Annotated in this window: 21 protein-coding genes; 10 read left to right on the top strand and 11 right to left on the bottom strand. The window is 67.0% G+C overall.

Annotated features, from left to right (window positions below):
• Positions 1 to 16: 16 nt before the first annotated feature.
• The 4 genes from ACX12D_RS19570 to ACX12D_RS19555 all read right to left on the bottom strand — a co-directional run bounded on the left by ACX12D_RS19570 (position 17) and on the right by ACX12D_RS19555 (position 4,574).
• Positions 17 to 1,261 (bottom strand): efflux RND transporter periplasmic adaptor subunit, encoded by a 1,245-nt coding sequence (locus ACX12D_RS19570; protein ID WP_459372367.1) that lies wholly within the window; start codon positions 1,259 to 1,261, stop codon positions 17 to 19.
• Positions 1,262 to 1,459: 198 nt separating this feature from the next.
• Positions 1,460 to 2,089 carry an MOSC domain-containing protein gene (locus tag ACX12D_RS19565; protein WP_459372366.1) on the bottom strand — a complete coding sequence of 210 codons (630 nt, stop codon included), beginning with the start codon at positions 2,087 to 2,089 and terminating at the stop codon, positions 1,460 to 1,462.
• Positions 2,090 to 2,236: 147 nt separating this feature from the next.
• Entirely contained in the window at positions 2,237 to 3,412 is a 1,176-nt protein-coding gene (locus ACX12D_RS19560) for an MFS transporter (protein ID WP_459372365.1), read from the bottom strand.
• 148 nt (positions 3,413 to 3,560) lie between these two features.
• Positions 3,561 to 4,574, bottom strand: a complete 1,014-nt coding sequence (locus ACX12D_RS19555) for a D-2-hydroxyacid dehydrogenase family protein (protein ID WP_459372364.1) — start codon at positions 4,572 to 4,574, stop codon at positions 3,561 to 3,563.
• A 569-nt stretch (positions 4,575 to 5,143) separates the two neighbouring features.
• On the opposite strand from ACX12D_RS19555, the gene ACX12D_RS19550 reads away from it, so the two are divergent.
• A complete protein-coding gene (locus ACX12D_RS19550) occupies positions 5,144 to 7,000 on the top strand; it encodes a phosphoenolpyruvate carboxykinase (GTP) (RefSeq protein WP_459372363.1) in 1,857 nt (618 codons plus the stop codon).
• A 278-nt stretch (positions 7,001 to 7,278) separates the two neighbouring features.
• Here the strand turns inward: ACX12D_RS19550 and ACX12D_RS19545 are convergent, their stop codons facing one another.
• Both ACX12D_RS19545 and ACX12D_RS19540 read right to left on the bottom strand, forming a co-directional pair.
• Positions 7,279 to 7,947, bottom strand: coding sequence for a response regulator (locus ACX12D_RS19545; protein ID WP_459372362.1), 669 nt, complete (start codon positions 7,945 to 7,947; stop codon positions 7,279 to 7,281).
• Positions 7,944 to 9,371: a cache domain-containing protein gene (locus tag ACX12D_RS19540; RefSeq protein ID WP_459372361.1), complete on the bottom strand. Its 1,428-nt coding sequence runs from the start codon at positions 9,369 to 9,371 to the stop codon at positions 7,944 to 7,946. Before ACX12D_RS19540 ends, ACX12D_RS19545 begins: the two co-directional genes overlap by 4 nt.
• A 392-nt stretch (positions 9,372 to 9,763) precedes the next feature.
• On the opposite strand from ACX12D_RS19540, the gene ACX12D_RS19535 reads away from it, so the two are divergent.
• The 3 genes from ACX12D_RS19535 (at position 9,764) to ACX12D_RS19525 (ending at position 12,832) form a co-directional block, all read left to right on the top strand.
• A complete protein-coding gene (locus ACX12D_RS19535) occupies positions 9,764 to 11,836 on the top strand; it encodes a carbon starvation CstA family protein (RefSeq protein WP_459372360.1) in 2,073 nt (690 codons plus the stop codon).
• A 99-nt stretch (positions 11,837 to 11,935) separates the two neighbouring features.
• Complete coding sequence (locus ACX12D_RS19530) at positions 11,936 to 12,130, top strand: YbdD/YjiX family protein (protein WP_006162283.1); 195 nt, start codon at positions 11,936 to 11,938, stop codon at positions 12,128 to 12,130.
• A 231-nt stretch (positions 12,131 to 12,361) separates the two neighbouring features.
• The gene (locus ACX12D_RS19525; protein ID WP_459372359.1) at positions 12,362 to 12,832 is read left to right on the top strand and encodes a hypothetical protein; all 471 of its coding nucleotides are present in this window, start codon (positions 12,362 to 12,364) and stop codon (positions 12,830 to 12,832) included.
• 341 nt (positions 12,833 to 13,173) lie between these two features.
• Here ACX12D_RS19525 and ACX12D_RS19520 read toward each other — a convergent pair whose 3' ends face one another.
• Positions 13,174 to 13,479, bottom strand: coding sequence for a hypothetical protein (locus tag ACX12D_RS19520; RefSeq protein WP_459372358.1), 306 nt, complete (start codon positions 13,477 to 13,479; stop codon positions 13,174 to 13,176).
• Between the two features lie 192 nt (positions 13,480 to 13,671).
• Here ACX12D_RS19520 and ACX12D_RS19515 point away from each other — a divergent pair, with 192 nt between their 5' ends.
• Positions 13,672 to 14,598, top strand: coding sequence for a LysR family transcriptional regulator (locus ACX12D_RS19515; protein ID WP_441640446.1), 927 nt, complete (start codon positions 13,672 to 13,674; stop codon positions 14,596 to 14,598).
• A gap of 57 nt (positions 14,599 to 14,655) precedes the next feature.
• On the opposite strand, the gene ACX12D_RS19510 is transcribed toward ACX12D_RS19515, so the two are convergent.
• From ACX12D_RS19510 to ACX12D_RS19495, 4 genes are all read right to left on the bottom strand, one after another.
• Entirely contained in the window at positions 14,656 to 17,370 is a 2,715-nt protein-coding gene (locus ACX12D_RS19510) for a DNA topoisomerase III (RefSeq protein WP_459372357.1), read from the bottom strand.
• Between the two features lie 269 nt (positions 17,371 to 17,639).
• Positions 17,640 to 18,044: a thioredoxin family protein gene (locus ACX12D_RS19505; protein ID WP_441635857.1), complete on the bottom strand. Its 405-nt coding sequence runs from the start codon at positions 18,042 to 18,044 to the stop codon at positions 17,640 to 17,642.
• Between the two features lie 98 nt (positions 18,045 to 18,142).
• On the bottom strand, positions 18,143 to 19,258 hold the full coding sequence (gene dprA, locus ACX12D_RS19500) for a DNA-processing protein DprA (protein WP_459372356.1): 1,116 nt from the start codon (positions 19,256 to 19,258) through the stop codon (positions 18,143 to 18,145).
• Between the two features lie 35 nt (positions 19,259 to 19,293).
• Positions 19,294 to 20,466, bottom strand: a complete 1,173-nt coding sequence (locus ACX12D_RS19495; RefSeq protein ID WP_459372355.1) for a LysM peptidoglycan-binding domain-containing protein — start codon at positions 20,464 to 20,466, stop codon at positions 19,294 to 19,296.
• 162 nt (positions 20,467 to 20,628) lie between these two features.
• On the opposite strand from ACX12D_RS19495, the gene def reads away from it, so the two are divergent.
• The 5 genes from def (at position 20,629) to rsmB (ending at position 25,658) form a co-directional block, all read left to right on the top strand.
• The gene (gene def / locus ACX12D_RS19490) at positions 20,629 to 21,144 is read left to right on the top strand and encodes a peptide deformylase (RefSeq protein ID WP_459372354.1); all 516 of its coding nucleotides are present in this window, start codon (positions 20,629 to 20,631) and stop codon (positions 21,142 to 21,144) included.
• A 134-nt stretch (positions 21,145 to 21,278) separates the two neighbouring features.
• Positions 21,279 to 22,292 carry a methionyl-tRNA formyltransferase gene (gene fmt, locus ACX12D_RS19485; protein WP_459372353.1) on the top strand — a complete coding sequence of 338 codons (1,014 nt, stop codon included), beginning with the start codon at positions 21,279 to 21,281 and terminating at the stop codon, positions 22,290 to 22,292.
• Positions 22,293 to 22,383: 91 nt separating this feature from the next.
• Positions 22,384 to 23,025, top strand: a complete 642-nt coding sequence (locus ACX12D_RS19480; RefSeq protein ID WP_459372352.1) for a LysE family translocator — start codon at positions 22,384 to 22,386, stop codon at positions 23,023 to 23,025.
• A gap of 187 nt (positions 23,026 to 23,212) precedes the next feature.
• Positions 23,213 to 24,073, top strand: a complete 861-nt coding sequence (htpX, locus tag ACX12D_RS19475) for a zinc metalloprotease HtpX (protein WP_459372351.1) — start codon at positions 23,213 to 23,215, stop codon at positions 24,071 to 24,073.
• A gap of 232 nt (positions 24,074 to 24,305) precedes the next feature.
• On the top strand, positions 24,306 to 25,658 hold the full coding sequence (rsmB, locus tag ACX12D_RS19470; RefSeq protein ID WP_174424358.1) for a 16S rRNA (cytosine(967)-C(5))-methyltransferase RsmB: 1,353 nt from the start codon (positions 24,306 to 24,308) through the stop codon (positions 25,656 to 25,658).
• Position 25,659: the final 1 nt, after the last annotated feature.

The following is a 25,659-nucleotide window of genomic DNA, read 5'->3' as shown; positions in this document are numbered from 1 at the left end:
TGTCAGTGCCCTGGGCTCAATGCTTGGCATTGGCGTTGGCATCGGCGGCGGCAGCGCTTGCCGCACCGGCCTTGGCCGCGGGCGTCGCTTCCCGCACCATGCTGCCGGCGCGCAGGTTCTGCGCGCCTTCCACCACGACGCGCGTGCCGGGCGGCACGCCGTCGATCACGGCGGCGCTAGCAGTCGAGACCTGCACCTTCACCGGCATCGGCTTGACGCGGTTGTCCGCCTGCACAGCGTAGACAAAGCGGCCCTCCGGCCCCGTCACCACCGCCTGCGGCGGCACCGACAGCGCGTTCTTCAGGGTCTGCACCACGGCGTCCACGTTGGCATACGTCCCCGGCCACAAGCGCTGCTCGTCGTTGTCGAACTGCGCCTTGATGCGGATGCTGCCGTACTGCGGGTCCACCGTGTTGTCCACAAAGCTGATCTTGCCGGTCACGGGGGTCTTGCTGCCGTCGTTGGGCAACGCGGTCACGGCGACAGGGCCGGCGTGCAGTGCCTCGCGCAGCGCGGCGAGCTGGCGCTCGGGCAGGGTGAAGGTGACGGCAATCGGCTGCACCTGGGCAATGGTGACCATCGGCAGGGCGCTGTTGGGCATCACCAGCGAACCGGGGAACATATTGATCACGCCGGTGCGCCCGCCGATGGTGGCGCGGATGGCGCCGTAGCTGACCGCCACGCGGCTGGCTTCGATGGCGGCCTGGTCGGCGCGCAGGGTGGCCTCGAAGCCGTCGACCTTGGCCTGGGCCGTATCCACCGCGCTCTTGGAGATGAAGTTGCGCTGCAGCAACTCATTGCTGCGCACCAGCGTGCGGCGGGCATCGGAGAGGTCGGCCTGGTCGCGCATCAGCTGGGCCTGGGCCTTGGCAAGGTTGGCCTCGTCCATGCGGGTGTCGAGCGTGAAGAGCAGGTCGCCCGGCTTGACGGTCTGGCCTTCCTTGATATGCACGGTGCGCACGGTGCTGGACACTTGCGGGCGGATCTCCACCGTGGCGAGCGCGCTCACCGTGCCGTTGGCCGTCACCCGCAGCGGCACGTCGCCCTGCTGCACCACCGCAGTGGTCACCACCACCACGGGCGGCGCCTTGGCCGCCGGCTTGGGCGCCGTCCAGGCACGCCAGCCGAACCATCCGCCAGCAGCCAGCGCGATCAAGACCGCACCGAGCCACCAGGGCGACACACCCTTGCCGGTACCCGTGGAAGGACTCCACTTAGCGTCGACGAAGCCCTTGGCCTGGTCGATCCCATTCGTTTTCATGTGAGGACTCTCTTACAGTGCGCGCAAAATGCGCCCGCTCCCCGGTGGCCCGGTCTTCTGGGAAACCGGTGCCGCGCTGCGGAAAACCGCTAGTAGTACAGGATCAGGGGCGTTGAAGGCCAGTGCCCGCGCAATCCACGCCATTACAAACTATTACAGCGCGAATAGATGCCTGCTTGTATCGAGAGCCAAACATTATCAGAAAAGCAGCTTCAGGCGGCCATTGCGTTGCCGGGTGTTGATGCTTTCTATCGACACCTCGCGCGGTCCCGGCTCGATGATCACCGCGGTGCCGGCCTGGAGCTCGCCGGGGGTGACCACGCTCAGGTAAATGCCGGAATAGCCGCTTTGCACCATATGCTTGATCGCATGGCGGTAGCCCATCACGGCGTTGAACTTGTAGCAGGGCTGGCGCGGCGACTCCACCCGGAGCACGACGTCGCCAATGCGCAGCAGATCGCCCACCCACAGATCGGTCTCGAGCACGCCCTCCAGGGTCAGGTTTTCGCCCATGGCGCCGGGCACGAGCGGCTTCTCGGCCTCGGGCAGCCGTGCTTCCCGGCGGCGCGCGTTCCACCAGGCGTAGTGTTCGGCCGGGTAGGCGTAGACCGCCTTGTCCAGGCCGCCATGCACGCTCAGGTCGGCCTGCTCGTCGCCCGCCAGCCCCAGCGGGCGCACCGCCACCGGCAGCGGGTGCAGCAAGGTGCTGAGCGGATGCTTGCGGATGCCGGACATCACCACCGCCTCGGTGCCCACCGCCGCCACGACGAGCGGGACCGCCTTGCCGACGCTGATGGCGATGAGGCGCATGCCGTTGGATGTGCTCATGCCGTCTCCTTGATCCTGTGCCCTTTATCTTAGCGCCGGGATTTTCCAAACAGAGGTATCAAGCGGCCGCCGCGTGTGCGGCGCCGCACGGCTGGCGGCTTTGTGTGCTTTGTCTGCTCGGTCCAGTGGGGCGATGAGCCGGTTGGCTCAGGCCTGCTGCCGCGCCGTCTCGCGCAGGCACCAGCGCTGCCCCAGCACCCGCGCCCGCTGCGACACCACCAGCGCCAGCAGCATCAGCCCCGCTGCCCCCCAGTGCAGGGAATCGGCGCCAGCGGTCCCGTAGATCGCCGCGCCGCCCATCGCGCCCAGGGCCTGGCCGAGGTAGATGGAAGACGAGTTGAGCGAGATCGATACCGCCGCGCGCTCCGGCGCCAGCGCGACCAGCCGCGCCTGCTGCGCGCTGTTGGTGGCAAAGCCGCCGACACCCCACAGCATGAAGATCAGCACCAGCGCCACCGGCCCCAGTGTCGCCAGCGGCCACAGCAGCATGGCCGCCAGCGAGGTCAGCATGGCGGCCTGAACGATGCGCGCGGGCGTGGCACGGTCCATGCGCGACGCCGCCAGCACATTGCCGCTGACGCCGCAGGCGCCGTAAGCCAGGAACATCAGGCTGAGCGTGCCGCCGCTGATGCCATGCACGTCGCGCAGCAGCGGGGCAATATAAGTAAACAGCGTGAACATCCCGGCCGACTGGATCATGGTGGTGGCCACCACCAGCACCATCGGCGTGTGCCGCAGCACCGCGCCCCAGGCCGCGCGGCCTACCGGTTCCACATACAGCCGCGCCGGCAAGGCCTGCCACACGCCCACCGACGCGCCCAGCGCCAGCAAACCCACCAGCCCCATGCTGAAACGCCAGCCCAGCGTGCTGGCGATCCACGTCCCCATTGGCACGCCCACCACGCTGGCCACGCTCCAGCCCAGGAAGACAAAGCTGATGGCGCGCCCGCGCGTCTGCGCGTTGACCAGCAACGGCAGGGTGGCGGCGGCCTGCGGGGTGAAGATGGCCGCGCCGATCGCGGTCAGGAAGCGGATCGCCATCAGGCTGGCAAAGCTCGGCGCAAAAGCCGCGGCCAGGTGCATCGCGGCATAGACCAGCAATGAGCCCGCCAGCAGCAGCCGGCGATCGATGCGCGAGCCGAGCGTGGCGAACAAGGGCGCGCCGACGCAGGTCGCCAGCGCGAACACGGAGATCAACTGGCCTGCGGTGCCTGCCCCGAGCTGGAAATCGCCGGCAATGTCGTTGAGCATGCCGGTGACGATCATCGCGCCGGTACCGATGACAAAATTGCCAAGGCACAGCATCACGAGCCTGGGATCCATGGCGACGAGGGCGGAGAAGGGGGGAGGACGAAAAACGCGGCCAGAGGCCGCGCGGGAAGTCCGAGTGTAGCGGTTTTGCCCGGTTCGCGTTGAGCGTAGCGCACTCGCCGGCGAGGGTGCCGGTGGGTGGGTGCCTGCGGGCCAGCGCTTAGCGCGACAGCGCCGGGGTCAGCGCCTTGGGATTGGCGATGCTGTCATGCTTGCCGCTCAGCACATCGAGAATGTTCTGGAAGGCGATGCGGAAGTACATCTCATAGCTTTCGCGTTCGACATAGCCCAAGTGCGGCGTGCAGATGCAGTTTTCCATGCGCAGCAGGGCGTGGCCCTGCAGGATGGGCTCGGACTCGAACACATCGACCGCCGCCATGCCGGGGCGTCCGCGGTTGAGCGCGGCCAGCAGGGCGTTTTCCTCGACCAGCTCGGCGCGGCTGGTGTTGACGAACAGCGCGGTGGGCTTCATGCGGGAGAAATCGGCCAGCTTGACCACCCCGCGGGTCTCGTCATTCAGGCGCAGGTGCAGCGACAGCACATCGCTGTCGGTAAACAATTGCTCCTGCGACTCGGCCACGGCCAGGCCGTCCTCGCGCGCGGCGTTCTGCGAGTTCTCGCGTCCCCATACCAGCACATTCATGCCAAAGGCGCGGCCGTAGCCCGCCAGCAGCTTGCCGATCTTGCCGTAGCCCCAGATCCCGAGCGTCTGCCCGCGCAGCACCTGGCCCAGGCCGAAGTTGGGCGGCATGGTGGTGGACTTGAGCCCGGACTGCTGCCAGGCGCCGTGCTTGAGGCTGGCCACGTACTGGGGAATGCGGCGCTGGGCCGCCATGATCAAGGCCCAGGTGAGTTCGGCCGGGGCCACGGGCGAGCCGGCGCCTTCCAGCACCGCCACGCCGCGCTCCGTACAGGCCTCGACATCCACATGGCCGCCAACGCGCCCGGTCTGGCTGATGATCTTGAGCTTGGGGAGTTTTTCCAGCAGTTGCCGGGTGATGCGCGACCGTTCGCGGATAAGCACCACGGCTTCCACGTCAGACAGGCGTGCCGCCAGCTGGCCAACGCCCTTGACGGTGTTGTTGAACACCTTGACGTCATGGCTATCGAGCAGGCTGAAGCACGACAGCTTGCGAACGGCATCCTGATAGTCGTCGAGTACGGCAATCTTCATCGGAAACTCTATTTTGGCTATCGCAAGGTGCGCACACCCACATTGAGGCGCACCCATCAACGTTATAGTTTTAGCATCTGCCGCCCGACACCGCACCGAATGCCGCACGCGGCGGGAACAATCCCACTCGACACGAAAGTGAGCCGACGGACGGGCAGACGAGACAATACGGCATGGCCCGGAATCGCGCACAAACATTGCTGCGGAGCAAAAAACAGCGGCGTGCGGCGGTGGTATCCTTGCCGGTTCCGGTGCCGCCCCAGATTGTCGGTCGAGCCATGCTCCCGTCACCCGGGCCGCGCCGGACAAAGCCTGCCCGGCCCTGCCAAAGGCGAAGCGCAACTGTAGCGCAGCCGCGGGGCCTGTCGCGACCTTTTGCGCAGTTCCGGTCGCTGTGCAGTTGTAACGGGATGTGACGATCCTGGTCAGAGCCGCCCTACGCGGCCCGGTGCGGAACCAGTGGCGAATTGCCGCGGTCTGCCCAGGTCATGGGGCCGCTGCCAGCCGTCTCCCGGCCGCGGCAACCGGCCTGGCTTTGCAAGATTTCCTTTACGCTTTGGAGTAGCAGTATGAACCACCCCACCATGCAGGGCACGCCCGCACTCAACGTACCAGCCTGGGTCAAGCACCAGAAGCTGGTCGCCTGGGTGGCCGAGTTCGCGGCCCTCGCCAAACCCGACAGTATCTATTGGTGCGACGGCTCGCAGGAAGAGTACGACCGCCTGTGCGAGCAGATGGTCGCCGCCGGCACCATGAAGCGCCTGAACCCGGCCAAGCGCAAGAACTCGTTCCTGGCGCTGTCCGACCCATCCGACGTGGCACGCGTGGAAGACCGCACCTTCATCTGCTCGCAGAACAAGGAAGACGCCGGCGCCACCAACAACTGGACCGCCCCGGCTGAGATGCGCCAGACGCTGTCCGGCCTGTTCGATGGCTGCATGCGCGGCCGCACGCTGTACGTGGTGCCGTTCTCGATGGGCCCGCTGGGCTCGCCGATCGCCCACATCGGCGTGGAACTGTCGGATTCGCCGTACGTTGCCGTCAATATGCGCATCATGACCCGCATGGGCCGCGCCGTGTTCGACGTGCTGGGCACCGATGGCGAGTTCGTGCCGTGCGTGCACACCGTGGGCAAGCCGCTGGCTGCCGGCGAGAAAGACGTGGCCTGGCCGTGCAACCCGACCAAGTACATCGTGCATTTCCCGGAAACGCGCGAAATCTGGTCGTACGGCTCGGGCTACGGCGGCAACGCCCTGCTGGGCAAGAAGTGCTTCGCGCTGCGCATCGCCTCGACCATGGGCCGCGACGAGGGCTGGCTGGCCGAGCACATGCTGATCCTGGGCGTGACCTCGCCGGAAGGCAAGAAGTACCACGTGGCCGCCGCGTTCCCGTCGGCCTGCGGCAAGACCAACTTCGCCATGCTGATCCCGCCCAAGGGCTTCGAAGGCTGGAAGGTCACCACCATCGGCGACGACATCGCCTGGATCAAGCCGGGCCAGGACGGCCGCCTGTACGCCATCAACCCGGAAGCCGGCTACTTCGGCGTGGCCCCGGGCACCAGCGAGAAGACCAACTTCAACGCGATGGCTACCCTGAAGGAAAACGTCATCTTCACCAACGTGGCGCTGACCGATGACGGCGACGTGTGGTGGGAAGGCATGAGCAAGGAAGCCCCGGCGCACCTGATCGACTGGCAAGGCAAGGACTGGACCCCGGCCATCGCCAAGGAAACCGGCGCCAAGGCTGCCCACCCCAACGCCCGCTTCACCGCCCCGGCCGTGCAGTGCCCGTCGATCGACGATAACTGGGACAACCCCGCTGGCGTCGCCATCGATGCGTTCATCTTCGGCGGCCGCCGCTCCACCACCGTGCCGCTGGTGACCGAGGCGCGCAACTGGACCGAAGGCGTCTACATGGCCGCCACCATGGGCTCGGAAACCACCGCCGCGGCTGCTGGCCAGCAAGGCGTGGTGCGCCGCGACCCGTTCGCCATGCTGCCGTTCTGCGGTTACAACATGAGCGACTACTTCGGCCACTGGCTGGCGCTGGGCAAGAAGCTGGAAGCGTCCGGCGCCAAACTGCCGGGCATCTACTGCGTCAACTGGTTCCGCAAGGATGAGGCCGGCAACTTCGTGTGGCCGGGCTTTGGCGAGAACATGCGCGTGCTGTCGTGGATGATCGACCGCGTCGAAGGCCGTGGCAAGGGCACCGACCACGTGTTCGGCACCTCGCCCAGCTTCGAGGACCTGAACTGGGAAGGCCTGGACTTCACCAAGCAGCAGTTCGAGCAGGTCACCTCGATCGACCACGCCGCCTGGCAACAGGAACTGGCGCTGCATGAGGAGCTGTTCACGCAACTCAAGCACAACCTGCCGCAAGCCCTGGTGGATGCCAAGGCCGCGCTGGCCAAGCGTCTTGCTGCCTAAATAACAGGCACACCAGCCGAAGCCCTGGAACAGGCCAAAGCCAGCGCCACGACGACGGCTGTCTCTCCCTCTCCCCTCAGGGGGAGAGGGCCGGGGAGAGGGGTGGCTTAGCTAGGGGCCACTTGAAGCGAAGCCCGCGGTGTTTTCCAGCACGCAGGCATGACGAGCGCCCGCCCTCTTCCGCGCGCGGCAAAGGGGAACGCGGCAACGCGGATCCGGCTTTCTCAGCCATCTCCAAAGCCCACAAAGCCCACTCCGTCAACGGGGGTGGGCTTTTTTCATTGGGACCCGGCCGGGCCGCCCTCCGTGCTCCCTTGCTCCACGGCGAATTTCACCAGCTCCGCGCGGCCTTCGATGCCCAGCTTGCGCCGCAGGTTGAGCCGGTGGGTCTCGATGGTGCGCACCGACACGCCCAGCGCGGCGGCAATGTCCTTGTTGGACTGGCCGCGGCCGATGCAGTTGAAGATGTCGCGCTCGCGCGGGGTGAGCGCATCGAGCGGCCCGGCGGCCGGGGTTTGCTCGGCCATGCTGCGGGCAATGCGGGCGCTGTAGAAGACGCGGCCGGCCAGCACCGCGGCAATGGCAGCCATCAGCTCGTCGGCGGGCGCATCCTTGAGCACATAGCCGCGCGCGCCGGCGCGGATCGCCTGGCGCACGTATTCGAGGTTGTCGTGCATCGACACGATCAGCACGGCCAGCTCCGGATAGTCCTCATGCAGCGCGCCGGCCAGCGCGATGCCGCCCATGCCTCGCATGCCGATATCGGTGATGACCAGCTCAGGCATGTGCTCGGCGCTGGCCCGCGCCAGCCAGGCCAGCGCGGCCTCGCCGTCGTCGGCTTCGCCCACCACCGCAAGCTCGGGCTGCAGGGCAAGGCGCATGCGCATGCCGTCGCGCACCAGCGCATGGTCGTCGATCAACAGGACGCGGGCGGGGGCGGGGGTCATGAGTGGGGGTTTCCTCGTAAATCTGGCGAATCCGGCGCATCCGGGTGGTAGCGTGCGGCCGACTGTGCCGGCACCACCGGCACCGCGGCGCTCAGCCGGGTCGAGCCCGGCCCGGAGACGATATCGAACTCGCCGCCCAGCGCGGCAATGCGCTCGCGCAGGTTGCGCAGGCCGATGCCGCGCTTCGGATCGAGCTGCATGCGCGCTACGTCGAAGCCGGCGCCGTCATCCTGCACGGTCAGCCGGGTAGCGTTGGCATCGAACGCCAGCACCAGCGTGACATGGCGCGCATGCGCATGCCGCTCCACATTGGTCAGGGCCTCCTGGGCGATGCGATAGAGGGCTGTGGCCTGCTCGTCGGCAAGTTCGCGCGGCTTGCCCGTGTGCGACACGGAAATCTGCAGCCCGCTGCCTTCCTGCATCTCGCGTGCCAGGTGCTCCAGCGCGGCGAACAGGCCAAGGTCGTCAAGCAGAGCGGGGCGCAGGTTGCGCGCCACCCGGCGCACCTCGTTGAAGACCGTATCCAGGCGGACCAGCGCCGTGCCGAGCACGGGCGCAACCGACTGGCCCTGGTCCGGGGCCATGCGCAGGCGGTTGGCGGCCGTCTCCAGCAGCAGCTTGACCGACACCAGCAGCTGACTGATGCCATCGTGCAGCTCGCGCGACAGCCGCGCGCGCTCCTCTTCCTGCGACTGCACCACGCGCTGGGCCAGCTGCCGCAGCTTGGCGTCGGCCTCGCGGTGCTCGCTCACATTGAGCGCCAGTCCGCTGGCGGCCACCAGCAGGATGCTGATCGCGGCAATCACGCCGATCCACGCCATGGTTTCGCGGATATCGGTCTCCGCCCGCGCATCGAGCTGGCGCAGGGTGCGCTCCACGTCGTCGAGATAGATGCCGGTGCCCAGCATCCAGTTCCACTCCGGCACGGCGACCACGTAACCCAGCTTGGGGGCCAGTTGCCGCGAGGAGGGCTTTTTCCACATATAGCGCACCGACCCGCCGCCGGAACGGGCCGCGGCGATCAGCTTCTGGATGGTGAGCGCGCCCTGCGGGTCCCGCAGGCTCCACAAATCCTGTCCGACCAGCTCGGGCTGGCGCGGGTGCATCAGATTGCGGCCTTGCAGGTCATAGAGGAAGAAGTAGCCGTCGGGGCCGTAGTCCAGGCGCGCCAAGGCCTGCATGGCGGCGTCACGGGTGGCCGCATCGTTGTGGCCCGAGCGCACCATCGGCGCGATCGCGCTTTGTGCCAGTTCTACGTAGTGACGCAGCTCGACTTCCTTGCTCTGCAGGTAGGCCGCCTCGACCAGGGCGCGCTCGTGGCTTGCCAGCTGGGTGGCCTGGTAACGCACGGCCAGCGCGATGCCGAACATGGCCACGGCGAGCGGCGCGACGGCCAATAATAGGATTTTCTGACGGAGTTTCATCGGGACCGGGGTAAACACGGATGACGCGCAAGCGGCATGCGAGCGTCGATCTACGTAGTAACACGCAGCATCGCTGCGTAGTTCCGCGCTTGTGCCGCCAGGGACGGGTGTCAATACTACACGCCGGACGCGCGCGCGCCGCTCAAGCGGCGTCATGCATGCGTCCTGCGCAGTGGGTGCGGCTAGCGTCAATGCTGTTTGCATCGCCCGCCTGCGACGACCAGATCCGGATCTTGCGAGACATACCGGGCGTCGACGGAGACATGGCTGGGACCATCCCGCCACCCACCCCTCCGCCCGCCGCCACCAGGGGACGCCGCCCAGGTGCCCCCCTTGCTTCCGGCACCTGCCGCCGCCGGCATTCCTAAAAATGGTCTGAGGAGACCCTCATCATGAATCGCATCGGGCAACACCTGGTGTGGCTGGCCGTCGCCATCCTTGGCGCCTTCGCCTTTGCCACCGTTGCACTGTCTCGCGGCGAAGCCGTCAGTGCCTTGTGGATCGTGGTCGCAGCGATCTGTATCTATCTGATCGCCTACCGCTACTACAGCAAGTTCATCGCCGAGAAGGTGATGCAGCTCGACCCCAAGCGCATGACGCCGGCCTGGCGGCATAACGACGGGCTGGACTACGTGCCGACCAACAAGGCCGTGCTGTTCGGCCACCACTTCGCCGCCATTGCCGGCGCCGGCCCGCTGGTGGGTCCTGTGCTGGCCGCGCAGATGGGCTATATGCCCGGCATGCTGTGGATCCTGGCGGGCGTGGTGTTTGCCGGGGCAGTGCAGGACTTCATGGTGCTGTTCATCTCCACGCGCCGCGACGGCCGCTCGCTGGGCGACCTGATCAAGTCCGAGATGGGCACGGTGCCAGGCATGATCGCGTTGTTCGGCTGCTTCATGATCATGATCATCATCCTGGCGGTGCTGGCGCTGATCGTGGTGAAGGCGCTGGCGGGCTCGCCTTGGGGCACGTTCACGGTGGGGGTGACGATTCCTATCGCCCTCTTCATGGGCATCTACACGCGCTACATCCGCCCGGGCCGCATCGGCGAGGTGTCGGTGATCGGCTTCGTGCTGCTGATGCTGGCCATCATCGGTGGCCAGTACGTGCATGAGAGCGCCGTGCTCGCGCCGCTGTTTACCTACGACGGCAAGGCGCTGACGTGGATGCTGATCATCTACGGCTTTATCGCTGCCGTGCTGCCGGTGTGGCTGCTGCTGGCCCCACGCGACTATCTCTCCACTTTCCTGAAGATCGGCACCATCATCGCGCTGGCCATCGGCATCCTGATCGTGGCGCCGGAGTTGAAGATGCCGGCGTTCACCCAGTTCGCCAAGGGCGGCGGCCCGGTGTGGTCGGGCAACCTGTTCCCGTTCCTCTTCATCACCATCGCCTGCGGCGCGGTGTCGGGCTTCCACGCGCTGATCTCCTCGGGCACCACGCCCAAGCTGCTTGAGAGCGAAGCGCATATGCGCTTTATCGGCTACGGCGCGATGCTGGCCGAATCGTTCGTCGCCATCATGGCGCTGGTCGCGGCCTCGGTGATCGAGCCGGGCGTGTACTTCGCCATGAACAGCCCGGCAGCCGTGATCGGCACCTCGCCGGAATCGGTGGCCCAGGTGGTTTCGGGCTGGGGCTTCGTGATCACGCCGGATGTGCTGATCCAGACCGCCAAGGACGTTGGCGAGAACTCCATCATCTCGCGCGCCGGCGGTGCTCCGACGCTGGCGGTGGGGATTGCCCACATCCTGCACCAGGTGGTGGGCGGCCAGGCCATGATGGCCTTCTGGTACCACTTCGCCATCCTGTTCGAGGCGCTGTTCATCCTGACCGCGGTGGACGCGGGCACCCGCGCCGGGCGCTTCATGCTGCAGGACCTGCTGGGCAGCTTCGTGCCCTCGTTCCGCCGCACCGACTCGCTGCCGGCCAACCTGATCGCCACCGCGCTGACCGTATCGTTCTGGGGCTACTTCCTGTACCAGGGCGTGGTTGACCCGCTTGGCGGCATCAACACGCTGTGGCCGCTGTTCGGCATCTCCAACCAGATGCTGGCCGCGGTGGCGCTGGTGCTCGGTACCTGCGTGCTGGTCAAGATGAAACGCGGGCAGTACGCCTGGGTCACCCTGGTGCCCACCATCTGGCTGCTAATCTGCACGCTGACCGCCGGCTGGCAAAAGCTGTTCGACGCCGATCCCAAGGTCAGCTTCCTGACCCACGCGGCCAAGTTCAGCGACGCCATCGCCCAGGGCAAGGTGCTGGCCCCGGCCAAGTCGATGGAGCAGATGCACCGCATCGTCTTCAACGACTACCTGGATGCCGGGCTATGCGCGCTGTTCATGTTCGTGGTGCTGTCGATCGTGTTCTACGGTTTCAAGATCGCGATGAAGGCCCGTGCGGAAAACCGGCCGACCGACCGCGAGACACCGTTCGAACCGATGCCGGCTTCGGCTTCGGCGCAGCATTGAGCGCGTGCGCTGGCCACCGGCCAGCGCTGCCCCGATATCGGGTTTGGATTTGGATTTGGATTTGGATTTGGATTTGGATTTGGAAACAGGAGATCCAGCATGCTTGAGCAACTTGGAACCATGGGACGCTACCTGGGCCAATCCCTGCGCCTGATGGTGGGTTTGCCGGATTACCAGACCTATGTGGCGCACATGGAGGCCACCCACCCCGACCGCGAGCCCATGACCTACGAGGCGTTCTTTCGCGAGCGGCAGGAGGCCCGCTACGGCGGGGGGCAGGGAAAATGTTGTTGATCTGCACGAGGCACGCGGATCGCTCAGGGAAGAATGCGAGTGCGCGTAGCCGCACAACAGTCCTAACCTCTTAGTAACTCCGCGCTTCACGCCGTTAAAGAACGGGCCGCCAATTCTGGCGGCCCGTTTTTGGTTTCTGCAGCGGTTACAGGGCCTTACACGTGGTTACAGCAAGCTCGCGGCTACATCTCTACACTTGCGTCACAGTTGCTCAACCCAAGGAAGAAGAACATGTCTCGGCATCCCGTTCGCAGTTTCACCCTGGCCATCGCCCTGGCGGCATCCGCGCTGCCGGTGTTTGCGGGCGATATGAATAATGCCCTCGGCGGCGCACTCGGCGGTGTCGCCGGCGCGGCGGTCGGTGGCGCGCTCGGCGGCTCGACCGGTGCGGTGATCGGCGGCGCGGTTGGCGGCGGCGCAGGCGGCGCGGTCACGTCCAACCGCCGCGAGCGCACTGGCGCCATCATCGGCGGCGCGCTGGGCGGCGGCGCAGGCACGGCAGCGGGCAACGCCATGGGCGGGCGCACCGGCGGCCTGTTGGGGGCAGCGGTTGGCGGCGGTGCAGGCGCGGCGCTGGGCGGCAACGTCTCGCGCAGCAACTCCTACGCGGAAGAACGCGGCCGCGGCTACCGCGATGACCGCTACTACCGCAGCGGCTACAAGCGCAAGCACGGCCGTGGCCACCACCATCACGACGACTGATCTGCCTGGCGCAGGCGGGGATCATCCCCCGCCCGCCGGCAGCCGGCCTGCGATGCCGGCAACAAGAACGGGCCATGACTGGCCCGTTTTTTTATGCCTTGATTGATGCGGCGACGCAGCCGGAGAACCTCGCCGGGGGTATCATGCATCACTCGACGGTCGTAAGCGTGCGCAACAAAAGCGGTGCCCTAAAACAAACACGCCCGTACCGGCGTGGTACGGGCGTGTCCTCCAGTTAGTACGGAGAAGGCGCTTTCGCACCCTCCCCGTCGGCCTGTGGAGATCAGCCGAAAGGGGTGGAACCGCCAAAAGACGCGGTTCCCGCCGACAGGGCGCCTGAATTACAGGGTGGCGGCGCCGTCGCTGAATACGTCGAACTTGCTGGCCTTGGCGCCGTCGGTGTACGGGTCGAACTTGCCAACGCGGGCGCCATCCGTGAACGCGTCGAACTTGCCGGCACGGGCGCCGTCGGTGAAGCTGTCGAACTTGCCAGCCTTGCCGCCGTTGCTGTAGACCGAGGTCTGGGTGGCGCGGGCGCCATCGGTGTACGGGTCGAACTTGCCGGCCTTGGCAAAGGCGGGGGCGGCGGTCAGGGTGGCTGCGAGCGTGGCGGCAGCGGCGATCAGGGCGAAACGTTGGCTTTTCATGATTGAATCCTTTCCACAGGCAGGACACCTAGTCTTCTCAGCAGCCTTCGCTGCAATGCGGCATCCGATGACGTCATATTAGGCATTTCCCTGATATGAATAAATATTGCCCGCGACAATGATTAGTTGTAGTTTCAACAATAAATAACCCACTTTCCGTAAAAATTCGCGGGCAAGACTGGAGACTATGTCATGGACCGGCTGCAATCGATGCGCGTCTTTTCCAAAGTGGTCGAACTGGGCAGCTTTGCTCGTGCGGCGCAACAATTGGAAATGTCCAATGCGGTAGTCACGCGCTATGTGGCCGACCTGGAGAGCCACCTTGGCACGCGGTTGCTCAACCGCACCACCCGCAGCCTGTCGCTGACCGACGCCGGGGAGACCTACCTGCAGCGTTGCCAGCAGATCCTGGAGGACGTGGAGGAGGCCGAGGCCGTGGTGACGGCGCGCAGCCAGTCGCTCTCCGGCACGCTGCGGCTGGTCACGCCGGTGATGTTCGGGCTGCACTTGCTGCCGGACACGCTGGCGCGCTTCCAGGCCCTGTACCCGGAAGTGGTGTTCGACGTGCTGCTATCGGACCGTATCGTCGATATCGTGGAAGAGGGCCGCGACGTGGGCGTGGTGCTGTCGGACCTGGGGCTGGGTTCGCACCTGGTGGCACGCCCGCTGATCTCTGCCGAGATCATCCTGTGCGCCTCGCCAGGCTACCTGCGCCAGCACCCGCCGCTGCGCCACGCGCACGAGCTGACCAACCACCGCTGCATCGCGATGCGCATCCCCACCGCTGAGCATGAATGGACGCTGTCGGGCCCGGAGGGCGAGGTGACGGTGCCGATCCGCCCGGGCCTGCTGTGCAGCAATGCCGAGTTGGCGCACCAGGCGGCGCTGGCCGACATGGGCGTGGCGATGCTGTCGTCCTACCTGGCACGCCCCAATATCGAGGCGGGGCGGCTGACGCACATCCTGCCGCAGTACCAGTTGCCCAAGCGCGATATCAGCGTGGTCTACCCGAGCCGCAAGTTCCTGCCGACCAAGGTCCGCGCCTTTATCGATTTCCTGCTCGAAGAGGGCAAGATCCGCAGCGACAACCAGGAAGGAGAGCGCAGGATCGAGGGGTAGTAGAGATAAAGGGGAAGGGAAGCGCGGAGCCGGCAGGACGCCGGCTCCGCGAGCGACTCACTCTTCCTCGGCGTCGGCCGTGGCTTCGTCGTCGGCGCGGGACTTGCCGGCAGCACGCTTGGTTGCTGGCGTCTTGGCCGCGGCTTTCTTCGCTGCGGGGGCCTTCTTGGCAGCGGGGGCCTTCTTGGCCGCCACCTTCTTGGCCGGCGCCTTGGCCTTGCCCGCCGTTTCCGCAGCCTTATCCTCGTCGCCAGCCTTGGCGGATGCGGTCTTGGCCGCAGCGCCCTTGGCCGCCGTCTTGGCGCCCGCCTTGGGCTCGCGTGCCTCGAACTCGAAGCCGATCTTGCCGTCCGGCTGCTTGGCCAGGAAGGCCTTGAAGTTGCGCCCGGTGCGTGATGACTTGAAGCCGGTCAGCAGATCCGTGCGGCCCGCGCCCAGCAGCTTGCCGATCTGCTCGCGCGAGATCTCCTGCTGCAGGATGATCTTGCCCGTGGTGAAGTCACAGCTCTTGGGCACGGCCACGCTGTTCTCGCACACGTACTTCATGCCGTGCTCGTAGACCGAGCCACCGCACTTCGGACAAGCGCCAACCGCTTCCTGGCCGGTGAAATCGACCGGCTCGCCGTCGTTGTCGTCGTCATTCTGGCCGAAGTCGAATTCCATCTTGTAGTGGCCTTCGTCGTCCTTGCCCAGCTTGAGGATGGCGGCAAACGGCCGGCCCATCTTGCTGCGGAAACCCTGCAGCGGACCGATTTCCTTCTTCAGCAGCAGTTCTTCGACTTCGTCGATCTCGAACTGGCGCCCACCCGGGATCTTGCTGATCGAGAACTCGCACGCGGTGCAGGCAAAGCGGCGGTAGTTCTCCTTGACCTGGCTGCCGCACTGCGGGCACGGCGTGGCCAGCGTGGCGTAGTCGCCCGGGATAGTGTCGCTGTCGTATTCCTTGGCGCGCTTGACGATCTGCTGCGTCATCTGCGCGATCTCGCGCATGAACTCGTCGCGCTTCAGGCCGCCGCGCTCGATCTGCGACAGCTTGTGCTCCCATTCGCCGGTCAGCTCGGCCTGGGTCAGTTCCTGCACACCGAGCCCGCGCAGCAGCGTCATCAGCTGGAAGGCCTTGGCGGTGGGAATCAGCTCACGGCCTTCGCGCACCAGGTATTTCTCGGCGAGCAGGCCTTCGATGATGGCCGCGCGCGTGGCTGGCGTGCCCAGGCCCTTGCCGGCCATGGCTTCGCGCAGCGCGTCGTCATCCACCAGCTTGCCGGCGCCTTCCATGGCGGACAGCAATGTGGCTTCGTTGTAGCGTGCGGGCGGCTTGGTGGTCAGCATCACGCCGTCGACCTTGTCGACCTTGACGCGCTCGTCCTTGGCCACTGCCACCAGGTTGGCATCATCGCCCTGGGCTTCACGCCCGTAGACCACCAGCCAGCCCGGATTGACCAGAACCTTGCCTTCGGTCTTGAAATGATGGCCCGCCACCTCGGTGACGCGGGTGGTGACCTGGAACTCGGCCGCCGGGAAGAACACCGCCAGGAAGCGGCGCACCACCAGGTCATACAGCTTCTGCTCCGGCTCCGAGAGGTTCTTCGGGGCTTGCAGCGTCGGGATGATTGCGAAGTGATCGCTGATCTTGCTGTTGTCGAAGATCTTCTTGTTGGGCTTGATCCACCCGCTGGCCAGCACCTTCTTGGCATGCGGCAGGTAGTTGGGCGAGCTCTCGGCCAGCATGTCCATGGTCTGCTTGACCGTGTCCATGTAGTCCTCGGGCAGCGCGCGCGCGTCGGTACGCGGGTAAGTCAGCACCTTGTGCTTTTCGTACAGCGCCTGGGCCAGGCCGAGGGTGTTCTTGGCCGAGAAGCCGAAACGCGAGTTGGCCTCGCGCTGCAGCGTGGTCAGGTCGAACAGCGCCGGCGACTGTTGCGTGGACGGCTTGGACTCTTCGGTGACGGTGCCGGTCTTGTCACGGCAGGCCGCCACGATGCTCTTGGCCTCGGCCTCGCTCCACAGGCGCGACTCGCGCGTCTCGGGATCGAACTCGCTCTTCTTGAACTTGGGGTCGAACCAGCGGCCTTCGTACAGGCCGGCGGCGGCGATGAACTCGGCGCGCACTTCCCAGTAGTCACGCGGGACGAACTTCTTGATCTTCTCTTCGCGCTCCACGACGATCGACAGCGTGGGGGTCTGCACCCGGCCAACCGTGGTCAGGAAGAAGCCGCCGCCCTTGCTGTTGAACGCGGTCATGGCGCGCGTGCCGTTGATGCCGACCAGCCAGTCGGCTTCCGAGCGGCAGCGCGCGGCGTCCGCCAGCGGCAGCATGTCGGCATCGTCGCGCAGGCGGGCAAAGCCGTCGCGGATCGCCTGCGGCGTCATCGACTGCAGCCACAGGCGCTGCACCGGTTGCTTGGCCTTGGCGTGCTGCTGGATCAGGCGGAAGATCAGTTCCCCTTCGCGCCCCGCGTCGCAGGCGTTCACCAGGCCGGTAACGTCCTTGCGCTTGATCAGCCGGTTGAGCACCTTCAGCCGCGACTCGGTCTTGGCGATGGGGCGCAGGTCGAAGTGGGGGGGAATCACCGGCAGGTTGGCGAAGCTCCACTTGCCTCGCTTGACTTCGTATTCGTCCGGGGCGGCGATTTCAACCAGGTGGCCGACGGCCGACGAAATAACGTAATCGTCACTTTCGAAGTATTCGTCATGCTTGGTAAAGCCCCCGAGGGCACGGGCTATATCGGCAGCAACCGATGGCTTTTCCGCGATGATGAGGGCTTTTGACATGGATCGGATCCTTGCTGGCCGCACTCTGGCGGCCTGCGAATTATTGCCACTAAGGGCTCTGCACTATATGTAAACAGCGAGCTTGGGGCTTTGAGGCGCCAATAATAAGCGCGGTTCCGACGGCGGTGCAAGCAAGCTGCCTCCGCCGTCGCCGTCAAACGGGCGCTGCTGGCATGCGGGCCGGCCCTGAACAGCCGCCGCCCACTTCGTTTTTTGACCGCAGTCCGGCGCTCGTGCTCCTGGCTTGCGCCGGGCGCCGATGACCGGGGTTAGTCGCCGTTAGCATGCGGCGCCAGCCACTCCAGCACGTTCGGCACCGCTGCGCCGGCCGTTGGCACCATCGCCGCGCCGCGCGCCAGCATGCGTTCGAGCACTTCAATATGCGGCAGCAACGTGCCGTAGAACTGCGGCGCGCCGCCCGCCGCCGGCTGCACCAGCAGCGTCGGAAAATTATCGATATCGAGGTCGCCCAGCTGGTCGGCATGGGTTTCGATATCGATCCAGACGAAGCAATCGCCCGGAAACCGGGCAGCAAGCGCCGCGAACGCCTCCTGGTAGGTCCCGCAGGTGCCGCACCAGGCTGCGCACAGGCAGGCTACCAGGCGGCCTTGCGGTCGCGCTGCCAACACCTGGGCGATTGCGCCCGGGTCCTGCTCCGGAAAGTAAACGGTCATGATGGGGGAAACATGAGCCTTTTCAGGCACGGGAAATCGTTTGATTGTAGCGGTCGCCAGGAAATCCGTATTTCGGCCGGCGGTACCAGGGTTGCTCACTAGCTTATCCGGCGATAGACATTGCCCGGCAGCCGCTCCACCGCGCCCGCCAGTTCCAGGGTCAACAGGCTGGCCACCACTTGCTCGGGCGGCAGGGCGGTGCGCGCGCACAGCGCGTCCAGCGTGACGGGGTCGTGGGTGAGCGTCAGGCCGAGGACATCGTCCAGCGCCGGCATGGGCGCAGGCGCCACCGGCCGGGCGGCATCCCCGGCCATGCCGAGTTCCTCGAGCACGTCGTGCGCGGTCTCCACCAGCTTGGCGCCCTGGCGGATCAGCAGGTGGCAACCTTTGGACAGCGGCGCATGGATCGAGCCGGGAATGGCATAGACCTCCCGTCCCATCTCGGCTGCCAGCCGCGCGGTGATGAGCGAGCCCGAGCGCGCGGCCGCCTCCACCACCAGCACGCCGCGCGCGAGCGCCGCGATGATGCGGTTGCGCTGGGGAAAGTGGTGGCTGCGCCCGGGCAAGCCGAGCGCGAACTCGCTGACGATGGCGCCATGGGCCGCGATGCGGTGGGCCAGGTCGCGATGGCGGGCGGGGTAGACCAGGTCGGCGCCGGTGCCGATCACCGCCACGGTGCCGCCAGCCCCTTCCATAGCGCCTTCCAGAGCCCCCTCGTGCGCTGCGCCATCGATGCCCAGCGCAAGCCCCGACACCACCGTCAGCCCGGCGCCGGACAGCACGCGGGCAAAACGCCGCGCATCCTCCACGCCCTGCACGGTGGCGCTGCGCGCACCGACCATGGCAATGGCCGGGCCGCCAAGCGCGCCCAGCCGGCCTTTGACGTACAGCACCAGCGGCGGGTCGGACAGGTCCAGCAAGGCACGGGGATAGGCGGCATCGGCCAGCGTCACCACATGGTTGCCGGGCTCGGCGGCCCAGGCCACGGTGCGCTCGACCAGCGCCATCGTGACAGCATCGGGCGGCGCCAGCAGCGCCCGGGCGTGCTTCTCGGGGATGACCGCCGCCAGTGCGCTGACGGTTTGCGCCAGCAGCTGGTGCGGCAGCCCGAAGGTGGCCAGCAACTGGCGCAAAGCGCCGGTGCCCAGGCCGCGGGCACCGGTCAGCCGCAGCCACGCCTCGATATCGGCAGCGCTGCGGGTGGTGGTGGGCACGGGCGCCGGGTTGGCGCCGGTTGCTGCCAGCCCGGTCAACGCGGCGATGTCACGCGGTCGCCCACCTCGATTGCGTTCGAGGCATCGGTGACCAGGGCATAGGCCAAGCCGGGGAACACGCGGAACACGAAAGCCAGGCCATAGCGCTCGTCGGGCAGCTGGATGGCGCGGTTGCCGTCCGTGCGATCGCGCACCACCTGGCCGGCGCGCGACAGCGCGAGCACGTGGCCAGGCTCGAGGCCCGCGGCGGTGCCGATATTGAGCACGACCACCTGCTTGGCGCCGCCGAACTGCACGCCGCCATAGACCGCCGCGATGCGGCCATCAAGCATGACATCCGGCGCGCGGGGCACATAGCGCACCGGTTCGCGCGCCGGCTGGGGCATCAGCAAGGTGCCAGAGCCCATTTCCTGCTGGGCTGCCGTGACCTTGACGGTGGTTACCGCGTCGAAGCCTTCCGGCGGGCGCGACACACGGACATTGCCCTGGTACTCGGCTTCATAGCCCAGCACGCGGCCGGTAACCGGGTCCTTGACCGGCTTGACCGGCTTGAAGGCCTGCCAGTCGCTGCCGACCACCGCCTCGGGCGGGGAAATGCCGCGCGCATAGGCGATGTCGCCGATGCCCAGGTAGACCCGCGACTCGGGCAGGGCGATGATGCGCGCCGAGGTCTCCAGCATGCCCTGGTCCACCACCAGCGGGCGGATCAGGAACGGCTCGATGTCTTTGGCGGGAATGCTGGCGATGGCGCCATCGGGCCCGCCTTCGCTGCGCACGGCTGGCGTGAGCCGCACCGTGCCGCCGGCATCGGGGCGAGTGGAAAGCCAGGCGCGGCCGTCGCGCTGAATCAGGTACAGGACCTGGCCGGGATAAATCAGGTGTGGATTGCGGATCTGCTGCTGGTTCATCCCCCACAGCTCGGGCCAGCGCCAGGGCTGGCGCAGGAAGCGCCCGGAGATCCCCCAAAGCGTGTCGCCGCTACGCACGACATACTGCTGGGGCGCGTCCGAAGCCAGGTCGGCGGCGGCGATGCCCTGCTGCGCGGTAACGCTGGCCTGGGCCCGCTGGGCCGGGGTGACGGTAAGATCGGCGGCATGTACTGGCGCCCCTGTGGCGGCGGTGATTCCGGCCGCACACAATATCCAACGGGCAAACGCGTACGGCCTGCGGCCCGGCGCCGCCTGGTGTTCTTTGGTAAGATCGCGCATTTTCTCGAACCGGCTGGCAGAACAGCCGGATTGACCCTGGAGAGCGTGCCTGTTGCGGCGCGCCTTGAATTTTTGTACTTGCGCCCCGATTCTGCATGTAAACACCCGTAGCCGCAACGCGCGGGTCACATGTGTGAGCGGCAGGCGTTGCGCCCCAGCATCATGGCTAAACTCGACATCCTGACCTACCCCGATCCCCGCCTGCATACCGTGGCAAAACCGGTTGCCGTGGTGGACGACCGCATTCGCAAGCTGGTAGAGGACATGGCCGAGACCATGTACGAAGCCCCCGGCATCGGCCTGGCCGCGACCCAGGTGGACGTGCACGAACAGGTGGTGGTGATCGATATCTCCGAGACCCGTGACGCACTGCAGGTCTTCATCAATCCGGAGATCCTCTGGTCCAGCGACACCCGCAAGGTGGCCGAAGAGGGCTGCCTGTCGGTGCCCGAGGTCTACGACCGGGTCGAGCGCCCGGACCATGTGCGCGTACGTGCCCTGAACGAGAAGGGCGAGCCCTTCGAGATCGAAGCCGACGAGCTGCTGGCCGTGTGCATCCAGCACGAGATGGACCACCTCAAGGGCAAGGTCTTCGTCGAGTACCTGTCGCCACTCAAGCTTCAGCGCATCAAGTCCAAGCTGGTCAAGCTGCACAAGCGCGAACGCACCCGTATGTAAGGCCGCCGCGGCCGGCCGCGCGCCGGCGCTGGGCTGCTACCGGCCAGCTAGCGGTCTGCTATCGTATTGCCTTCCCGATGAATCAAGTTACCGGCCGCTGATGCGGCCGGTGCCGCTTTATGCCGGAGCGTGCCATGTCCCAAGCCGCAAGCCCATCCCAAGCGCTGCGCGTTGCCTTTGCCGGCACGCCCGAATTCGCCCGCGTGGCGCTCGAAGCCATCCACGCCGCCGGTTTCCCGGTGGTGGCGGTGCTCAGCCAGCCCGACCGGCCAGCCGGCCGCGGCCTGCAGCTGCAGGCCAGCCCGGTCAAGCAGTACGCGCTGGAGCGCAGCCTGGGCCCGGTGCTGCAGCCACGCTCGCTGCGCCGCAACGGCAAGTATCCCGAAGAGGCCGGCGCCGCCGTGGACACGCTGGCGCAGATCGCCCCGGATGTCATGGTGGTGGCCGCCTACGGCCTGATCCTGCCGGCCGAGGTGCTGGCGTTGCCACGCTACGGCTGCCTGAACATCCATGCCTCGCTGCTGCCGCGCTGGCGGGGCGCCGCGCCCATCCACCGCGCCATCGAGGCCGGCGATGCGCAGACCGGCATCACGCTGATGCAGATGGACGAAGGGCTGGATACGGGCGCGATGATCCAGGGCGAAACCGTGCCGATCGGCCCCGGCGACACCACCGCCACCCTGCACGACACGCTGGCCGCGCTGGGCGGGCGCATGGTGGTGGAGGCGCTGCGCCGCCTCGCCGCGGGCCAGCCGCTCACCGGCACGCCGCAGCCGGCCGAGGGCGTGACCTATGCCGAGAAGATCGCCAAGGAAGAAGCCCCGCTGGACCTGCGCCGCCCGGCTGCGGCGCTGGCCGCCCAGGTGCGCGCCTTCAACCCGTTCCCCGGCGCCACCGTGCAGGTCGGCGAGACCGTCATCAAGTGCTGGCAGGCCCAGGCCCTGGCGTCCACGGCCAGCCACCCGCAGGCGCCGGGCACCGTGCTCGCGGCGGATGCCGATGGCGTGGTGATCGCCTGCGGCGAGGGCACGCTGCGTGTGGCCGAGCTGCAGAAGCCGGGCGGGCGCCGCGTGCCGGCCCAGCAGTTCCTGCAAAGCATGCCGCTGCCGCCGGGTACCCGCTGCGCCGTGCCTGGCGGCACGGCATAATCGCCCTGCGCTTGCGGCAAAGCCACGGTGGCCAACTTGCCGCAGCATGCTCCGCGACCCATTTCCGCATCCCATCCACCGGCAGCCAACCATGCTCGGCATGACTGACCTTCCCTTGTTCGTCGGCGCGGTGTTCCTGCTCAATGTGACGCCTGGCCCGGATACCGCCTATATCGTCGGGCGCAGCGTGGCGCAGGGCAGGGCGGCAGGCGTGGTCTCGGCACTCGGGGTCAGTGCCGGATGCTGCGTGCACTCGCTGGCCATCGCCTTCGGCCTGACTGCCTTGCTGGCGGCATCGGCCACCGCCTTTACCCTGATCAAGTTTGCCGGCGCTGCCTATCTGGTGTGGCTTGGGCTGCGCCTGATCTGGCAGCGATCCGCGCCCCCCGGCGCGGAAGCGGCCCCCACTGCCCAGCCGGGCACGCGCGGCCTGCGCGCTTTGTTCATGCAGGGCTTCCTCACCAATGTGCTGAATCCGAAGGTGATCCTGTTCTTCATTTCCTTCTTCCCGCAGTTCGTGGATCGCAACGCCGAGCACCAGGCCCTGGCATTCCTGGCCCTGGGCGGGATCATGGTGGCGATGTCGACGCTATGGAACAGCCTGGTGGCATGGATGGCGGGCACCCTGACCCGCCGCGCCAGCAAGGTGCCGCGCCTAAAGTGCTGGATGGACCGCATTGTGGGCATGGCATTCATCGGGCTGGGCGCGCGCCTGGCCTTAGCCCAACGCTAGGAACGGTTGCCAAACCCGCTGGCGCAACGAACGGCTGCCGGCGCCGCCTGCCCTTTTTTTAGGCAGGTGACGGTTGAATTTCCGGGCCGGGGTACTATCTAAACAGCACCGCGCCACGCTTTGCGCAGCACGGCCAGCCCGGCCACCCGGTGCGCGCGCGAGGATGATTTTTTCGGAGATCACGACAATGTTCAACTGGGTCAAGACCTTCATGCTGATGGCCGCCATCACGGCGCTGTTCATCGTCATCGGCGGCATGATCGGCGGCCGCAGCGGCATGATGTTCGCGCTGATCATGGCGCTGGGCATGAACTTCTTCTCTTACTGGTTCTCGGACAAGATGGTCCTGCGCATGTACAACGCGCAGGAAGTCGACGCGAGCACGGCACCGCAGTTCTACGGCATGGTGCAGGAGCTGGCGCAGCGCGCCCAGCTGCCGATGCCGCGCGTGTACCTGATCAACGAGGATGCCCCCAACGCCTTTGCCACCGGCCGCGATCCGGAGCATGCCGCGGTTGCGGCCACCACCGGCATCCTGCGGGTGCTGTCGGAGCGCGAACTGCGCGGCGTGATGGCCCACGAGCTGGCTCACGTGCAGCACCGCGATATCCTGATCTCGACCATCGCCGCCACCATGGCCGGCGCCATCGCCGCGCTGGCCAACTTCGCCATGTTCTTTGGCGGGCGCGACGAGAACGGCAACCGCTCCAACCCCATTGCCAGCATCGCGGTGGCAATCCTGGCCCCGCTGGCGGCCTCGCTGATCCAGATGGCGATTTCCCGCGCCCGGGAGTTCGAGGCGGACCGCGGCGGCGCCACCATCAGCGGCGACCCGCAGGCGCTGGCGATGGCGCTCGACAAGATCCACCGCTATGCGCAAGGGATTCCGTTCCAGACCGCGGAACAGCATCCAGCCACGGCGCAGATGATGATCATGAACCCGCTCTCGGGCGGCGGCATCGCCAACCTGTTCTCGACCCACCCGGCGACCGAGGAACGCGTGGCGCGGCTGATGCAGATGGCACAGACCGGCGTCTATCCGGTGTAGGCGCGGTCCAAGCGTGGTCCAAGCGCGGTCCAAGCCGCCGCGCTACCCCCTCGCTGCGGCCGGCCAGGCGCAAAAACGCCGGCCCCCGCCACATACAGGGTAAACTGCCCGCCGTGCTTCCCCGGAAGCGGCGGGCAGTGTGTTTTTGGCCTCGCCCGGCCTTGCCGCCAGTCCTCGCCGCTTGCGGCTTGCCTCCTGCCACCCCGTTTTACCGTCTCACTGCCCCACTGTCATGCGCCTGCAACACGAATCCCTCGCCTTCCAGATGCTCGCCGCCGCGGCTGCCGTACGCGGCGTCAACGAAGGCAGCGCGCTGCCACTGGCCATCGAGAACGCCGCCGCCCAGTACCGCCTGGACCGCGTGCGCGACGCCGCCACGCGTGGCGCCCTGCAGGACCTGGCCTACCGCACCATGCGCCAGTTCGGCACGGCGCGCGCGCTGGTCACCAAGCTGGTGACCCGGCCGCCTGGCGCGCTGGTGGACTCCCTGCTGGCCGTGGCCCTGGCGTTGCTGGTCGAGGACGAGCAGGGGGAAGGGGGCTATACCGAGTTCACCGTGGTCGACCAGGCCGTCAGTGCGGCAGCCTCCGAGCCCAAGACCGCGCACGCGCGCGGGCTGGTGAACGCCGTGCTGCGCCGTTTCCTGCGTGAACGCAAGGCACTGCTGGCCGAGGTGCGCCAGGACGACGAAGCGCGCTGGAACCTGCCCGCATGGTGGCTGGATGCGCTGCGCAAGGCGTACCCGGACCAGTGGACCGCGCTGGCCGAGAGCGCCAATGTGCGCCCGCCCATGACCCTGCGCGTCAATACGGCGCGGGTCTCGGTGCCTGACTACCTCAAGCGCGTGCTCAATGCCGGCATGGCGGGCGTGGCCATCGGCCCGCAGGCCGTGCGGCTGGTGCGCGCGTTTCCCGTGTCGCAGATCCCCGGGTTTGCCGAGGGCGATGTCTCGGTGCAAGACGCCGGCGCGCAACTGGCCGCTGCGCTGCTGGACCTGGCCGACGGCCAGCGCGTGCTCGATGCGTGCGCCGCGCCCGGCGGCAAGACCGGCCACATCCTTGAACTCGCCAACGTGGAAGTCACCGCGCTGGAGAGCGATGCGCAGCGCGCCACCCGCATCGACGAGAACCTTGCGCGCCTGGGCCAGCAAGCCACCGTGGTGGTAGGCGACGCAAGCCGCCCGCAGGACTGGTGGGACAACCGCCAGTACGACCGCATCCTGGCCGACGTGCCGTGCTCCGCCTCGGGCATCGTGCGCCGCCACCCGGACATCCGCTGGCTGCGCCGCGAGGTGGATATCCCCCGGCTGGTCACCGAGCAGCGGCGCATCGTGTCGCAGCTCTGGAATCTGCTCAAGCCGGGCGGCATCCTGGTCTATGTCACCTGTTCAATTTTCCCAACGGAGAACGAAGAGCAGGCGCGCTGGTTTGGTGCACAGCTACCAGATGCGATACGATTGCAAGCGCCCGGCCAGATGCTGCCGGGTAGCAAGGATCAGTTGGCCGGTGGCGGAAATGGCAGCCAGGAAGGCCTGCCCACCGATCACGATGGCTTCTTCTACGCCCGTTTCCAGAAACGACCCTGAC

The organism is Cupriavidus sp. PET2-C1, from assembly GCF_054515855.1.
The sequence above is the reverse complement of the archived record's forward strand: the minus strand, read 5'-3'. Positions and strand labels throughout refer to the sequence as shown.

Excerpts from the sequence above, each read along its gene's own strand:
- ACX12D_RS19570 (WP_459372367.1), bottom strand. The coding sequence starts at position 1,261 with ATGAAAACGAATGGGATCGACCAGGCCAAGGGCTTCGTCGACGCTAAG.
- ACX12D_RS19565 (WP_459372366.1), bottom strand. The coding sequence starts at position 2,089 with ATGAGCACATCCAACGGCATGCGCCTCATCGCCATCAGCGTCGGCAAG.
- ACX12D_RS19560 (WP_459372365.1), bottom strand. The coding sequence starts at position 3,412 with ATGGATCCCAGGCTCGTGATGCTGTGCCTTGGCAATTTTGTCATCGGT.
- ACX12D_RS19555 (WP_459372364.1), bottom strand. The coding sequence starts at position 4,574 with ATGAAGATTGCCGTACTCGACGACTATCAGGATGCCGTTCGCAAGCTG.
- ACX12D_RS19550 (WP_459372363.1), top strand. The coding sequence starts at position 5,144 with ATGAACCACCCCACCATGCAGGGCACGCCCGCACTCAACGTACCAGCC.
- ACX12D_RS19545 (WP_459372362.1), bottom strand. The coding sequence starts at position 7,947 with ATGACCCCCGCCCCCGCCCGCGTCCTGTTGATCGACGACCATGCGCTG.
- ACX12D_RS19540 (WP_459372361.1), bottom strand. The coding sequence starts at position 9,371 with ATGAAACTCCGTCAGAAAATCCTATTATTGGCCGTCGCGCCGCTCGCC.
- ACX12D_RS19535 (WP_459372360.1), top strand. The coding sequence starts at position 9,764 with ATGAATCGCATCGGGCAACACCTGGTGTGGCTGGCCGTCGCCATCCTT.
- ACX12D_RS19530 (WP_006162283.1), top strand. The coding sequence starts at position 11,936 with ATGCTTGAGCAACTTGGAACCATGGGACGCTACCTGGGCCAATCCCTG.
- ACX12D_RS19525 (WP_459372359.1), top strand. The coding sequence starts at position 12,362 with ATGTCTCGGCATCCCGTTCGCAGTTTCACCCTGGCCATCGCCCTGGCG.
- ACX12D_RS19520 (WP_459372358.1), bottom strand. The coding sequence starts at position 13,479 with ATGAAAAGCCAACGTTTCGCCCTGATCGCCGCTGCCGCCACGCTCGCA.
- ACX12D_RS19515 (WP_441640446.1), top strand. The coding sequence starts at position 13,672 with ATGGACCGGCTGCAATCGATGCGCGTCTTTTCCAAAGTGGTCGAACTG.
- ACX12D_RS19510 (WP_459372357.1), bottom strand. The coding sequence starts at position 17,370 with ATGTCAAAAGCCCTCATCATCGCGGAAAAGCCATCGGTTGCTGCCGAT.
- ACX12D_RS19505 (WP_441635857.1), bottom strand. The coding sequence starts at position 18,044 with ATGACCGTTTACTTTCCGGAGCAGGACCCGGGCGCAATCGCCCAGGTG.
- ACX12D_RS19495 (WP_459372355.1), bottom strand. The coding sequence starts at position 20,466 with ATGCGCGATCTTACCAAAGAACACCAGGCGGCGCCGGGCCGCAGGCCG.
- def (WP_459372354.1), top strand. The coding sequence starts at position 20,629 with ATGGCTAAACTCGACATCCTGACCTACCCCGATCCCCGCCTGCATACC.
- fmt (WP_459372353.1), top strand. The coding sequence starts at position 21,279 with ATGTCCCAAGCCGCAAGCCCATCCCAAGCGCTGCGCGTTGCCTTTGCC.
- ACX12D_RS19480 (WP_459372352.1), top strand. The coding sequence starts at position 22,384 with ATGCTCGGCATGACTGACCTTCCCTTGTTCGTCGGCGCGGTGTTCCTG.
- htpX (WP_459372351.1), top strand. The coding sequence starts at position 23,213 with ATGTTCAACTGGGTCAAGACCTTCATGCTGATGGCCGCCATCACGGCG.
- rsmB (WP_174424358.1), top strand. The coding sequence starts at position 24,306 with ATGCGCCTGCAACACGAATCCCTCGCCTTCCAGATGCTCGCCGCCGCG.